A 12,645-nucleotide genomic window follows, 5' to 3' on the forward strand; every position below is an offset into this window, starting at 1 on the left:
GTCGTCGTAGCCGGCGGCGACCGCGACGGCGTGCGCGCTACGGATCAGCTCGGCCGAGGCCGCCGGGTCGCCCGCGGCGAGCTCGGCGGCGTTCGCGTAGTGCGCGCGCGGCACCACGAGCACGTGCAGCGGCGCCTGGCCGTTGATGTCGCGAAAGGCCACCGAGTGCTCGGTGGTGTGCACGATCTCGCCGGGGATGTCGCCCGCGACGATCTTGCAGAAGAGGCAGTCGTCCATGGGCCCACCGTAATCCGATGGCACGCGGGGAAACCGAACACGGCTCTGCTGCGTCCTACTAGCGTGAATACCCATGCAAGCGGGCCACCGTCGCGAGCTCGGGCGCGGCACCGACTCCGACACGCGCACGGTCATCGTCGAATGACCACCGTTTCCCCCGCCTCCGACGCAAGGATGGATGACATGTTGCTGCCACACCGCCCTCGCTCGTTCGCGCTGCGCACCGCCGCCCTGGCCGTCACCCTCGGCGTGCTGGCCGGTTGCGGGAGCGACGACACCGATCCGGTGGCCTCCGACCCCCAGCCGACCGCCGCTGAGCCGACGACCCCGACCGAGCCGACCGACACCGAGCCGAGCGAGCCGACCACGAGCGAGGCCCCCGACACCGTGGCAGCACCGATCTACTTCGTCGGCGACTCGCCCACCGGCCCCCGTCTCTACCGGGAGTTCCGTCAGGTCGAGGCCGACAACCCGCTCGAGGAGGGCGCCGCGCTGCTGGTGGCAGGCGATGCCCTCGACCCCGACTACTCCTCGTTGCTGCCCGCCCTCGACATCGTCTCGATCGAGGCCACCAGTGGCGCGCTGGTCGTCACCCTGGCCGGCGACGCCCCCACTGCCGACAAGTCGATGAGCGCCTCGGACGCAGCGCTGGCGGTGCAGTCGCTCGTCTACACGCTCCAGGGCATCGCCCAGACGCGTGACCCGCTCACGGTCGAGGTCGACGGCCAGCCGGTCCAGCTGCTCGGCCAGCCCACCGACACCGGCGTGAGCGCCACGGCGCCGCTCGAGGTGCTCTCGCTGGTCAACGTCACCGAGCCCGCCACAGACGCGGCGGTCTCCGGCACCCTCGTCGCCTCCGGCGTCGCGAGCTCGTTCGAGGCAACCGTCCTCTGGGAGATCCGCGACAGCAGCGGCGCAGTGGCCCTCGACGGGTTCGCCACGGCCTCGGGCTTCATGGACAACGTCTACCCGTGGGAGACCGAGATCGACCTCTCCTCGCTGGCGTCCGGCGACTACACCTTCGCCGCCCTCACCGCCGACCCGTCGGACGGCGAGGGACCGGGCCCGTACGTCGACACCAAGACGATCGTGGTGCCCTGACGGACGCCTGCGGCTCGGCTACCCCCAGCGCGGGGTGCGGGCCAGCAGCGCTGCGGCGGCGGCCACCCCGGCGGTCGAGGTGCGCAGCACCTCGGCCCCCAGCCGCACCGGGTGCGCCCCGGCGTCGGTGAAGGCGGTGACCTCGTCGTCGCTCACGCCGCCCTCGGGGCCGACGACGATCACGATCCGACCCGACGTCGGAACCTCCAGCGTCGCGAACGGAGCGGAGGCCGCCTCGTGCAGGACGACCGCGAGGTCGGCGCCGGCGACGAGAGCGACGGCGTCCGCCGTGGAGACGAGCGGGTCGACGTGAGGGTGCCAGGTACGTCGAGCCTGCTTGGCCGCCTCACGAGCGGTCGCGCGCCACTTGGCCAGGGACTTCTCGGCGCGCTCGCCCTTCCACACCGCCACGGAGCGTGAGGCCGCCCACGGGACGACGCGCGCGACCCCGATCTCGGTGAGCACCTCGACGGCGAGCTCGCCGCGATCGCCCTTCGGCAGCGCCTGGACGACGACGATCTCGGGCGCGGGCTCGGCCCTGACCTCGACCGAGGTCGCCTTCACGGTGAGCACCCGCTTGCCCGTGGTCGCGATCTCCGCGACGACGAGGGTGCCCGCGCCGTCGGTCAGTGCGACCTGCTCCCCCACGCGCAGGCGCCGTACGGCGACCGCGTGGTGCGCCTCGTCGCCCTCGATCGTGATCGTGTCACCGACTCGCGCCGCGGCGAGGTCGGGAACGAGGTGGAAGGGCAGGGACACCGGTGCTCCGTGGCTCGGTGGTGGGGGTCTCAGTGACCGAAGAAGCGGCCGAAGACCGACTTCTGCTGGCCGCTGCGGACCTGACCGTCGGGGCTCTCCTCGCCACGGACGGCTGCGAGCTCGCGCAGCAGCTCCTCCTGACGGGCGTCGAGCTTGCCCGGCGTCTCGACCGCGATCGTGACGATCAGGTCACCCCGACCGCCCCGCAGCCCGGGAACGCCGCGACCGCGCAGCACCTGCTCGGTGCCCGACTGGGTGCCGGGCGCGATGTCGAGCTCGAACTCCGTCTCGACGCCCGACCCGGCGCCGGACTCGACGTCGGCCTCGAGCGTCGGCAGCGTCAGCGTCGTACCGAGCGCAGCGGCGGTCATCGGCACCGAGACCGTGCAGTGCAGGTCGTTGCCGTGACGGTTGAAGACGTCGTGCTCGGCGACGTGGATCTCGACGTACAGGTCGCCGGCGGGACCGCCACCGGGGCCGACCTCGCCCTGCTCGCTGAGCTGGACGCGGGTGCCGGTGTCGACGCCGGCAGGGATCTTGACGGTGAGGGTGCGGCGCGAGCGCACGCGGCCGTCGCCGGAGCACTCCCGGCAGGGCTCGGGGATGATCGAGCCGAAGCCGCGGCACGCCGCGCAGGGACGAAGGGTGCGGACCTCACCGAGGAACGAGCGCTGCACGTGGGCGACCTCGCCGACTCCGCGACACGTCTCGCACGCCACGGGCTCGCTGCCCGGTGCGGCACCGTCGCCGTGGCAGGTGGTGCACACGACAGCGGTGTCGACCTTGAGCTCGCGCGAGACACCGAAGGCCGCCTCGGCGAGGTCGACCTCGATGCGGATCAGCGCGTCCTGGCCGCGGCGCACCCGCGACTTGGGACCGCGTCCGCCGCCGCCCTGACCACCCTGGCCGCCGAAGAAGGCATCCATGATGTCGGTGAACGAGAAGCCGGCGCCCTGGCCGCCGCCCGCGCCGAAGCCGCCCCCGAAGGGGTCGCCGCCGCGGTCGTAGGCCTGACGCTTCTGGGCGTCGGAGAGGACCTCGTAGGCGTGCGAGACCTCCTTGAACTTCTCCTGCGTCGCGGGGTCGGGGTTGACGTCGGGGTGGAGCTGGCGCGCCAACTTCCGGTAGGCCTTCTTGATGGTGTCGGCGTCCGCGTCGCGGGCGACACCGAGGAGGTCGTACAGGTCCTGGCTCAACGGGATTCCTTCTGCTTCCTGGCTTCTGGGGCGGGTGGATCAGTCGACGACGCGGGCTCAGCCCTCGTCGAGGATGCGGGAGAGGTAGCGGGCGACGGCGCGCACGGCGGCCATCGTGCCGGGGTAGTCCATGCGGGTCGGCCCGACGATGCCGAGCGTCGCCAGGGCGTTGTCGTGCGGGCCGTAGCCGGTGGTCACGACGCTCGTCGACGACAGCTCCTGCACGGGGCCCTCGGCCCCGATGCGCACCGTCACGGTGCCCGACTGCGAGGCCTCACCGAGCAGGCGCAGGAGCACGACGTGCTCCTCGAGCGCCTCGAGCAGCGGGCGCACGGCGGAGTCGAAGCTGTCGCCGTACCGGGCGAGGTTGGCGGCACCGCCGACGACCAGCCGCTCGTGGGAGCGGTGGTCGCTCATCGCCTCGACCAGGAGGTCGGCCACCGAGGCCGCCGGCCCCGGACGGGCCGCCGCCAGGGTGCCGAGGGCCACGATCGCCTCACTGATGAGCTCACCGGTCGCGACGCCGTTGACCAGCGACCGCAGGTCGACCAGCGCGGTGTCGTCGAGGGGTGTGTCGAGCTCGAGGAGGCGTTGCTCGACCCGACCCGTGCTGAGGATCAAGACCACGAGCAACCGGTCGGGGGCAAGCGCGACCAGCTCGATGTGTCGCACGGTGGAGCGGGATAGCGTGGGGTACTGCACGACCGCGACCTGGCGGGTGAGCTGGGAGAGCAGCCGGACCGATCGCGAGACGACGTCGTCGAGGTCGACAGCGCCGTCGAGGAACGTGGAGATGGCGCGCTTCTCGGCACCGCTCATCGGCTTGAGGTTGGTGAGGCGGTCGACGAAGAGCCGGTAGCCCTTGTCGGTCGGCACGCGGCCGGCACTGGTGTGCGGCTGGGCGAGGTAGCCCTCGTCCTCCAGGGCGGCCATGTCGTTGCGGACCGTCGCCGGCGACACGTTGAGCCCGTGACGCTCGACCAGGGCCTTGGAGCCCACCGGCTCCTCGGTCGCGACGTAGTCCTCGACGATCGCTCGCAGAACGGCAATGCGGCGTTCTTCCTGCACCTCGTCTCCTCCTGACGTGCGTTGTCCGACCCGGGGGCCCGCGGGCGAGGTCTGGCACTCCACCGCAGGGAGTGCCAAGTCTAGCCCGTCGACCGGCAACCACGCGTGCCGCCGCCGATGCAGGTTAGGCTTACCTTACTTACTCAGGAGGTTCTCGTGTCGTCATCCCTTCTCTCCCCCGCCGCTGCTGCTCGCGGCATCCTGTCCGGACCCACCGCCGTGCGGCTGGTCGTTGACGGCGTGGACGACGTGCTGGCCGACGTCGACGAGCGCAGCGGACCGCGGGGACTCTTCCTCAGTGACCGCGACGGCGTCCCCCACCTCTCCTGCGCGCCGGACTCGCTACTCGCTCGTGCCGCGGACCGGGGCCGTCGCGCACTGCTGACCCTGGAGGGCGAGGCACCGGCCCCGGCCTCACGGCCGACCCGGGCTGCCGCGCCGGACGTGCTCACCCTCGGGGGACGCCTGGTAGTCGCCGGCCGTGACGTCTGCGCCTGCTGTCCCGACGAGACCGTGGTCGTCGCGGTCGTGGTCGACCTCGTCGCCCTCACCACGTCCGATGCGGACGGGCGGACCCGCCACCTGCCCGTCGAGGACTTCACCTCCCCCGAGCACCTCCTCAACGCAGGCTTCCTGCGGCGCTGCGCCGAACACACCACGACGGGCCACCAGGACGAGCTCAGGTATGCCGTGTCCGCGCAGCTCGACCGCCCCGTCCGAGACGTCGCCGGCGTCTCGGTCAGTGACCTCACCCCGTCCGGGGTCCGGGTCAGCTGGGTCGACACGCGCGGCGCCCACGTGCGCGACTTGCGCTTCCCGCGCACCGCTCGCGCTCCCGACGAGCTCGGCGAGCTGCTGCGCCGTGAGCTGAGCGCCGGCCTGTGCTGAACGACGCCCGGTGCTGAACGATGCCCGGTGCTGATCGATGCCCCGTGCTGATCGGGGCGACGCTGCAGGGTGTCTAGGGTGAGGCCGTGCCCTTCACCGAGATCGCCGACCGGGTCTGGGTCGCGCGCCACGCGTGGTTCGACCTCAACATCACGCTCGTTCAAGGCGATCGCGGCCTGCTCGTCGTCGACACCCACGCCTCCGCCCTCGCCGCCCGCGCGGTGATCGACGACGTACGGGCGCTCGGGGCCGGTGAGGTGGTCGAGATCGTCAACACCCACGAGCACTTCGACCACACCTTCGGCAACGGCGAGTTCCTCGCGGCGTACGGCGCCTCGGTGCCCCTGCGAGCCCACGAGGAGGCCGCGGAGCGCACCCTCGCAGCCGGCGCGCGCATCAAGGCCGAGTACGCCGCCGACCCCGCTGCCGAGCGCAGTGCCGAGGTGCTCGACACCGAGATCGTGCCCGCCACCTCGACCTTCTCCTCCGCGATGGCCATCGACCTGGGCGACCGCCTGGTCGAGCTCGTCCACCCGGGACGCGGCCACACCTCCGGGGACCTCGTCGTCCGGGTGCCGGACGTCGACGTGCTCATCGCCGGCGACCTCGTGGAGGAGTCCGCGGAGCGCGAGAACACACCAGGCTTCGGCGCCGACTGCTACCCGATGGAGTGGCCGCTCACCCTCGACATCCTGCTCGGGCTCACCACCTCGGCCTCGGTCGTCGTCCCCGGCCACGGCGCCGTCGTCGACCGCGCGTTCGTCGAGGACCAGCGCAACGACATCGGCATCCTCGCCGAGACGATCCGTGACCTCGCCGGACGCGGCGTCCCGGTGTCCGAGGCGATCGCGACCGCCGACGCCTGGCCCTTCCCCGCCCACCTCCTGGACGACGCCGTCCGCCGGGCCTACGAGCACCTCCCCCGCAGCCAGAAGCGGCTCCCGCTCATCTGAGCCGGCGGATCATCTCGGCGGGTGAGTCAAGCGCTCCGTCGTCGGCGTAAGTTCGCGCCATGAGCGAATCACAGGCAGAGCAGAGCGGGATCAACGACGACCAGCTGCCCGAGGATCTCGTGCCCGACGAGTCGAACCCCCTCGCCCAGCCACTAGCCGACGGCGAGAGTGCGGGCGACCTGCTCGAGGAGGGCAAGCCTGCTGCCGAGTCCGATACGTCACAGGACGACTGACCTCGGCGCGCCACCCGGGGCCGGGCCGTCCTCGCGCCTAGCGTTGTCGGGTGAGCGATCGCTACGGCACCGACGTCCTGTCCGGCGACTGGCGCGCGCCCAAGCGTGGCCGCGCCGTCGAGGCCCCCGCCGAGATCGGTGCCGTGGTCGAGGAGGTCACCACCGACTGGGTCGGCGAGATCGTCGCCGTCGACCGCGACCTCCACACCCTGACCCTCGAGGACCGCCGTGAGCGCCGTCGTACCTTCCCCCTCGGGCCGGGCTTCCTGCTCGAGGGCAAGCCGGTGATCCTCGTCGCCCCCAAGCGCGCCGCGGCGCCGGCAGCACCGACGCGCACGGCGTCCGGCTCGGTCGCGGTGAGCGGCGTGCGTGCGCGCGTGGCCCGCGCCAGCCGCATCTTCGTCGAGGGCAAGCACGACGCCGAGCTCGTCGAGAAGGTCTGGGGCGACGACCTGCGCATCCGGGGCGGTCGTCCAGCTGCTCGACGGCGCCGACCATCTCGCCGACGTGCTCGCGGAGTTCAAGCCCGGTCCTACCCGCAAGGTCGGCGTGCTGCTCGACCACCTCGTCGCCGGCTCCAAGGAGCAGCGGATCGCCGACGCCGTGACCAGCCCGCACGTGCTCGTCGTCGGTCACCCCTTCATCGACATCTGGGCGGCGGTGAAGCCCGAGCGCGACGGGCTCGAGCGCTGGCCCGACATCCCGCGCAGCATCGAGTGGAAGAAGGGCATCTGCGCCCACCTCGGCTGGCCGCACGACGAGCAGGCCGACATCGCCCGGGCCTGGAAGCAGATCCTCTCGCGGGTCGACTCCTTCACCGACTGCGACCCGGCCCTGCTGGGGCGGGTCGAGGAGCTCATCGACTTCGTGACCGTCGACGTCGACTGATCAGGAGCGCATCAGGCGGCCCTGGCTGTCGCGGTAGGGATTGGCGAGCATCAGGATGCCGTCGACGATGCTCCAGATCCAGATACCGACCAGGAACGGCAGGCCGATGAAGGCCGCCGACAGGCAGAACGAGACGAAGAAGCCGATCAGCTGCACCAGGCCGACGGTGGTGTAGCCGGCGTAGAGCCGGCCGACCCCGCACACGCCCACCAACGGCAGCAGCAGCTGCAGAAGTCCTGCGGTGGTCTTGTTCTTGTCCGAGACCGGCCCACCGTAGGGGTCGACTCCGTACGGCGGCACGGGCGCGCCGTAGGGCTGCTGGATCCCGTACGGCGGCGGTGGCGGCGTCGGGGCGCCGTACGGCTGCCACGACGGGCTCGTCGAGCTGGGCTCCTCAGGATCCGCGGGCTGGCCGTAAGGGTTCTGCGGCGTCTCGTTCACGGTCGTCACCCTACGCAGCAGCAGGCGTGTCGCCCGGCCGGCCTCAGGGAATCAGGTCCCGGACGACGGCGTCGGCCAGCAGCCGGCCCCTGAGGGTCAGCACCAGCGGGCCCCGGGCTTCCGAGCCGGCCTCGAGGAGCCCGCGCCGTACGAGGTCGGGCACCTGCGCGCGGCCCGCGTCGTCGAGGACAGCCGGATCGAGCCCGTCGCGCAGGCGCAGCTCGAGCAGCACGCGCTCGACCAGGCGGGTCTCGTCGTCGAGCACCTCGCGAGCATGGGCCGGGCTGAGGTCGGCGGAGAGCCGGTCGGCATAGGCCACCGGGTGCTTGACGTTCCACCAGCGGGTGCCGCCCACGTGCGAGTGCGCACCGGGCCCGACGCCCCACCAGTCGGAGCCCCGCCAGTAGGCGAGGTTGTGGCGGCAGCGGGCGGCCTCGTCGCGCGCCCAGTTGGAGACTTCGTACCAACCCAGCCCGGCGGCCTCGAGCCGCTCGTCGGCGAGGAGGTACTTGTCGGCGAGGTCGTCGTCGTCGGGCATCGCGACCTCGCCACGTCGTACCCGTCGGGCCAGGGCGGTGCCGTCCTCGACGATGAGCGCGTACGCCGACACGTGGTCAGGCTCGCAGGCCAGGGCGGCGTCGAGCGACGTCCGCCACTCCTCGAGCGTCTCGCCCGGCGTGCCGTAGATGAGGTCGAGGCTGACCTGGTCGAAGCCTGCCTCGCGGGCCCACTGCACAACGCGCGGCACGCGCTCGGGGTCGTGGGTGCGCTCGAGGACGGCGAGCACCCGGGGCACCGCCGACTGCATGCCGAACGAGACCCGCGTGAAGCCGGCCGCGCGAAGTGCCTCGAGGTCCTCACGAGTGACGGAGTCGGGGTTGGACTCGGTCGTCACCTCGGCGTCGGGCGCGAGCCCGAACTCCTCGTCGATCGCCGTGAGCACCGAGCCGAGGTCGGCCGGGCTCAGCAGGGTCGGGGTGCCACCGCCGACGAAGACCGTCGAGACGGGGAGGTCGGTGCGCCCCGTGGCGGTCAGGACGCCGCGGGCACGCCGTACCTCGGCGACGGCGGAGGAGGCGTACGTCGTGCGCGAGGCGCCGGGGCCGAGCTCCTCGGCGGTGTAGGTGTTGAAGTCGCAGTAGCCGCACCGCACGGTGCAGAACGGCACGTGCACGTAGAACGACAGCGGGCGCTCCCCCACGCCGTCGAGGGCGGACGCCGGCAGCGACCCGTCAGCGGGCACCGGGTCTCCGAGGGGCAACGTCGAGGGCACGCGCTCACCCTCTCACCCCAACGATTTCTCGCCGAGTCGGCGCGTACACGCGCCGACTCGGCGAGAAATTGGTAACAGGTGGGGCGGGTGGGACTCAGCCGTAGAAGGCGGCGATCCGGTCGGTGTTGTTGGCCTCGACCACGTTGCGCTTGACCTTCATGGACGGCGTCAGCTCGCCCGACTCGATGGTGAGGTCCTCGGGGAGGATCTCCCACTTCTTGATGGTCTCCCAGCGGTTGAGGCGCGCGTTGAGCTCCTCGACGTACTCGCCGACCATCGCGTGGACCTTCTCCGAGCCGACGATGTCGGTGTAGGAGGAGCCCTCCATGCCGTTCTCCTTGGCCCAGTCGGCCATGGCGTCGGGGTCGAGGGTCACCAGGGCGACGACGAAGTTGCGGTCCTGGCCGAAGACCATGAACTGGCTGGCGTAGGGGCACACGGCCTTGAACTTCGCCTCGATCGACGACGGGGCGATGTACTTGCCGCCCGAGGTCTTGAAGAGATCCTTGATGCGGCCGGTGATCGTCAGGAAGCCCTCGTCGTCCAGGCTGCCCTTGTCACCGGTGCGGAGCCAGCCGTCGTCGGTGATCGTCTTGGCGGTCTCCTCGGCCTTGTTGTGGTAGCCGGCCGTGATGTGGGGTCCGCGCAGGAGCACCTCGTCGCCCTCACCGATCGTGACCTCGCTGCCGGGCAGCGCCTTGCCGACGGTGCCCATCTTGTAGTCCAGCGGGTGGTTGACCGTGGCGCCTGCGGCGTTCTCGGTCATGCCATAGCCCTCGAGGATCAGCACGCCGGCAGCGTGGAACCACGAGGCGATCTCGGGGTTGAGCGCGGCGGAGCCGGAGATGAAGAACTTCACCCGGCCTCCGAAGCGGTCGCGCACCTTGGAGAACACCAGCTTGTCGAACAGCCCGTGCTGCAGCTTGAGCGGCAGCGGGACGGACTTGCCGGCGAGCTTGCGCTCGTCGACGGCGAGGCCGACCTTGAACGCCTGCTTGAAGATCTTCTCCTTCAGCCCGCCCTCACCGGCCTGCATCATCACGATGCGCGCGTGCGCCTTCTCGAAGATGCGCGGTGCCGCGCCCATGAAGGTCGGCTTGACGATGCCGAGGTTCTCGACGATCTTCTCGACGCGACCGTCGATCGCGGTCGCGAAGCCGCAGGCGAGCTGCGTGGAGAGGAGCACCTTGCCGAACGAGTGGGCCATCGGCAGCCACAGGAACTGCAGGTCGCTCTCGTCGAGGATGTCCTGGGCCTTGATCGCCGCGCCCTCGTAGACCCACGCCTTGTGCAGCGTGCGCACGCCCTTGGGGCGACCGGTCGTGCCGGAGGTGTAGATGAGCGTCGAGAGCTGGTCGGGCTCGATCGCGTCCGCGGTCTCGCGGATGACGCCCGGGTGCTCGGCGAGGTAGGCGTCGCCGAGCTCGGCGAGCCGGTCGAGGTTGATGACGCGATCGCCGTCGACGGTGCCGTCGAAGGTGATGATCGTGCCGAGCGAGCCGAGCTCGCTCTCGCGCTCCTTGAGCTTGGCGAGCTGCTCGTCGTCCTCGGCGAAGACGTAGCGGCACTCGGAGTCGCTGAGGATGTAGGCGGTGTCCTCGGCGTTCGTGCTCGGGTAGACCGTGGTGGTCGCGCCACCGGCACACATCACGGCGAGGTCGGCGATGATCCACTCGTAGCGGGTGCTCGAGGCGATCCCCACGCGCTGCTCGGTCTCGAGACCGAGCGAGAGCAGACCGGCGGCCAGGCGCGTGACGAGATCTCCGGCCTGGCGCCACGTGAGCGACTCCCACGAGTCCCCGCGCGGGAAGCGGAACGCCTCGGCGTCGGCCGAGGTCTCCACGCGGTCGAGGAAGAGCACCGCGATGTTCTTCGGAAGGTGATCGACGAAGGAGGTGTCGTGATTGACGGGCATGGTGCTCCTGGCTCGGCAGAGATCGGGTTCTGGTGCTGCGAAGTAACCTAGATCACTGCTCGTACCCGTGGGTAGGTATCCCCCACCTGGACGGCGATTCGTTATGTGCTCAGGTCCCGTACGCCGCTCGGAAGGCCTCGCTCACGCTCGGACCGTGCCCGGGCGCGACCACCTGCAGGGCGTCGCCGGCGCGCAGGGTCCCGGGCACCACGACGCGCAGGTAGGGCCCCGGCCGGCCCTCCTCGGCGAAGCGCCTGAGCCACGCCCGGTCGTCGTACCCCGAGCGGCCCATCCACGCCTTGAACACCGCGCACGGCGTGCGGAACGTCGCCACCTCGAGCACGGGACCCTCGGGGCCACCGATCCGCCAGCGCTCCCCCAGCCGTGACTCGTTGACGTCGATGCCCTCCGTGGTGAGGTTCTCGGAGAACTGGCCGTCCGCGACGTCGACCCCCAGCCGTTCGGCCCACAGGTCGAGGTCCTCGCGGGCGAAGGCGTAGACCGCCTTGTCCGGACCGCCGTGATGCGTGCGGTTGGCGACCTGGTCGCCCTCGAGGCCGAGGTCGTGCACCTCGACGGGTCCGACCACCGGCTCCTTGAGCGAGGCCGTCCGCCCGATCTTCGTCCAGGTGGCCTCGCGCGGGCGACCGACGTTGACCGACCGCACCCTCGACATGCGCCGAGTCTGGCAGGCGAGGCTAGTCCTGAACCGCCTTGGCCACGGTGAGGCACCGGGTCAGCCAGGCGCCGTCGGGTCGGCTCGCACCGTCGGCGGGGTGCTCCTCGATCTCCCACAACGCGTTGAGGAGCATCCGCACGACCACCCAGTCGCGCGCACGGTCCTCGTCGAGGCCGGCTGCGTCGATCGTGGCGTGGAAGCGGGCGCGTACACCGTCGCGGACGCTCTGCACGCTCCCCGGGCCGCTCAGCTCGTCCCAGCGGTTCCAGAGCAGCGGGGCGACCTCGTAGTGCGGGTCCCCGCTCACCGGCTTGGGGTCGATCGCCAGCCAGTCGGGCCCCTCCTCGCGGGTCGAGGCGAGGACGTTCTCGTAGTGCAGGTCGCCGTGGATCATCGTGCCGTTGCTGGCCGGGGCGGTCACTAGGCCGCGGCCCAGCGACACGGCCTGCTCGACGAGGCGGCGCGGCAGCGGGGCACTGCGCGGCAACGCGGCCAGGCGGTCGGTCCAGCGGGCGACGTACGACGTCAGCGTGCGCAGCTGGGGCAGGGCCGGCACGTGCAGGGCGTCGTAGAGCCCGCCCACGACTTCACAGGCCTCGACGTCCCAGTGATCGGTGAGGTCCTGTGGTCCGAGCCGCTCGAGAAGCAGCGCCGAGCGACCGGGATCCGCGCGCAGCAGGCGCACGGCACCGCGGCCGCGCCAGTGCTGGAGCGCAAGGTGCTCGTGCTCGGTCTCCTCGTCGTGCGCGAGCCCGATCTTGAGCGCCGCCGGACCCTGCTCGGCCACCACCGGGACGACGACCGCGGTGTGACCGCGCAGCTCCGCCCCGTCGGGCGTGAGGTCCCACTCGTCGCAGAGCTCACGCACCAGGCGCGAGAGCTCGGGGCTCACTTCTTGGGCTTGTCGCCCGCCGGACCGCCGGTGGACAGCGCGGCGACGAACGCCTCCTGGGGGACCTCGACGCGGCCGACCATCTTCATCCGCTTCTTGCCCTCCTTCTGCTTCTCCAGCAG

At 71.4% G+C, this 12,645-nt stretch carries 14 protein-coding genes and 1 pseudogene; 5 read left to right on the forward strand and 10 right to left on the reverse strand.

The window, feature by feature from the left end; all coding sequences use genetic code 11:
• On the reverse strand, positions 1 to 237 hold a 237-nt coding region (locus tag VOI19_RS04270; RefSeq protein ID WP_323791714.1), incomplete at its 3' end, for an HIT domain-containing protein.
• 183 nt (positions 238 to 420) lie between these two features.
• Between VOI19_RS04270 and VOI19_RS04275 the strand changes: the two genes are divergently transcribed.
• The gene (locus VOI19_RS04275) at positions 421 to 1,338 is read left to right on the forward strand and encodes a Gmad2 immunoglobulin-like domain-containing protein (RefSeq protein WP_323791715.1); all 918 of its coding nucleotides are present in this window, start codon (positions 421 to 423) and stop codon (positions 1,336 to 1,338) included.
• A gap of 18 nt (positions 1,339 to 1,356) precedes the next feature.
• Here VOI19_RS04275 and VOI19_RS04280 read toward each other — a convergent pair whose 3' ends face one another.
• The 3 genes from VOI19_RS04280 to hrcA are packed head-to-tail and all read right to left on the reverse strand — an operon-like array spanning position 1,357 to position 4,361.
• Positions 1,357 to 2,097: a 16S rRNA (uracil(1498)-N(3))-methyltransferase gene (locus tag VOI19_RS04280; protein ID WP_323791716.1), complete on the reverse strand. Its 741-nt coding sequence runs from the start codon at positions 2,095 to 2,097 to the stop codon at positions 1,357 to 1,359.
• A 29-nt stretch (positions 2,098 to 2,126) separates the two neighbouring features.
• A complete protein-coding gene (gene dnaJ, locus VOI19_RS04285) occupies positions 2,127 to 3,293 on the reverse strand; it encodes a molecular chaperone DnaJ (protein WP_323791717.1) in 1,167 nt (388 codons plus the stop codon).
• A gap of 57 nt (positions 3,294 to 3,350) precedes the next feature.
• Positions 3,351 to 4,361 carry a heat-inducible transcriptional repressor HrcA gene (gene hrcA, locus VOI19_RS04290; protein ID WP_323791718.1) on the reverse strand — a complete coding sequence of 337 codons (1,011 nt, stop codon included), beginning with the start codon at positions 4,359 to 4,361 and terminating at the stop codon, positions 3,351 to 3,353.
• Positions 4,362 to 4,517: 156 nt separating this feature from the next.
• Between hrcA and VOI19_RS04295 the strand changes: the two genes are divergently transcribed.
• From VOI19_RS04295 to VOI19_RS04310, 4 genes and pseudogenes are all read left to right on the forward strand, one after another.
• Positions 4,518 to 5,249 (forward strand): hypothetical protein, encoded by a 732-nt coding sequence (locus VOI19_RS04295; RefSeq protein WP_323791719.1) that lies wholly within the window; start codon positions 4,518 to 4,520, stop codon positions 5,247 to 5,249.
• Positions 5,250 to 5,335: 86 nt separating this feature from the next.
• The gene (locus tag VOI19_RS04300) at positions 5,336 to 6,202 is read left to right on the forward strand and encodes an MBL fold metallo-hydrolase (RefSeq protein WP_323791720.1); all 867 of its coding nucleotides are present in this window, start codon (positions 5,336 to 5,338) and stop codon (positions 6,200 to 6,202) included.
• Between the two features lie 59 nt (positions 6,203 to 6,261).
• Positions 6,262 to 6,435, forward strand: a complete 174-nt coding sequence (locus VOI19_RS04305) for a hypothetical protein (protein ID WP_323791721.1) — start codon at positions 6,262 to 6,264, stop codon at positions 6,433 to 6,435.
• 50 nt (positions 6,436 to 6,485) lie between these two features.
• A pseudogene (locus VOI19_RS04310) lies at positions 6,486 to 7,323 on the forward strand (DUF3097 domain-containing protein).
• Here the strand turns inward: VOI19_RS04310 and VOI19_RS04315 are convergent.
• The 6 genes from VOI19_RS04315 to VOI19_RS04340 all read right to left on the reverse strand — a co-directional run.
• Positions 7,324 to 7,764, reverse strand: a complete 441-nt coding sequence (locus VOI19_RS04315) for a hypothetical protein (protein ID WP_323791722.1) — start codon at positions 7,762 to 7,764, stop codon at positions 7,324 to 7,326.
• A gap of 43 nt (positions 7,765 to 7,807) precedes the next feature.
• Positions 7,808 to 9,037, reverse strand: a complete 1,230-nt coding sequence (gene hemW, locus VOI19_RS04320; RefSeq protein ID WP_323791723.1) for a radical SAM family heme chaperone HemW — start codon at positions 9,035 to 9,037, stop codon at positions 7,808 to 7,810.
• A gap of 94 nt (positions 9,038 to 9,131) precedes the next feature.
• Positions 9,132 to 10,952 carry an AMP-dependent synthetase/ligase gene (locus VOI19_RS04325; protein WP_323791724.1) on the reverse strand — a complete coding sequence of 607 codons (1,821 nt, stop codon included), beginning with the start codon at positions 10,950 to 10,952 and terminating at the stop codon, positions 9,132 to 9,134.
• Between the two features lie 109 nt (positions 10,953 to 11,061).
• Positions 11,062 to 11,628: an MOSC domain-containing protein gene (locus tag VOI19_RS04330; protein WP_323791725.1), complete on the reverse strand. Its 567-nt coding sequence runs from the start codon at positions 11,626 to 11,628 to the stop codon at positions 11,062 to 11,064.
• Positions 11,629 to 11,650: 22 nt separating this feature from the next.
• On the reverse strand, positions 11,651 to 12,523 hold the full coding sequence (locus tag VOI19_RS04335; protein ID WP_323791726.1) for an aminoglycoside phosphotransferase family protein: 873 nt from the start codon (positions 12,521 to 12,523) through the stop codon (positions 11,651 to 11,653).
• A partial coding sequence (locus tag VOI19_RS04340; RefSeq protein WP_323791727.1) for a hypothetical protein occupies positions 12,520 to 12,645 on the reverse strand: 126 nt, incomplete at its 5' end. The genes VOI19_RS04335 and VOI19_RS04340, both read right to left, overlap by 4 nt.

It is taken from the genome of Nocardioides sp., assembly GCF_034670285.1.
GTDB lineage: Bacteria > Actinomycetota > Actinomycetes > Propionibacteriales > Nocardioidaceae > Nocardioides.

Bases quoted from the DNA above. Each gene is read 5' to 3' on its own strand.
- VOI19_RS04330 (WP_323791725.1), bottom strand. From the start codon at position 11,628: ATGTCGAGGGTGCGGTCGGTCAACGTCGGTCGCCCGCGCGAGGCCACC.
- VOI19_RS04275 (WP_323791715.1), top strand. From the start codon at position 421: ATGTTGCTGCCACACCGCCCTCGCTCGTTCGCGCTGCGCACCGCCGCC.
- VOI19_RS04305 (WP_323791721.1), top strand. From the start codon at position 6,262: ATGAGCGAATCACAGGCAGAGCAGAGCGGGATCAACGACGACCAGCTG.
- VOI19_RS04325 (WP_323791724.1), bottom strand. From the start codon at position 10,952: ATGCCCGTCAATCACGACACCTCCTTCGTCGATCACCTTCCGAAGAAC.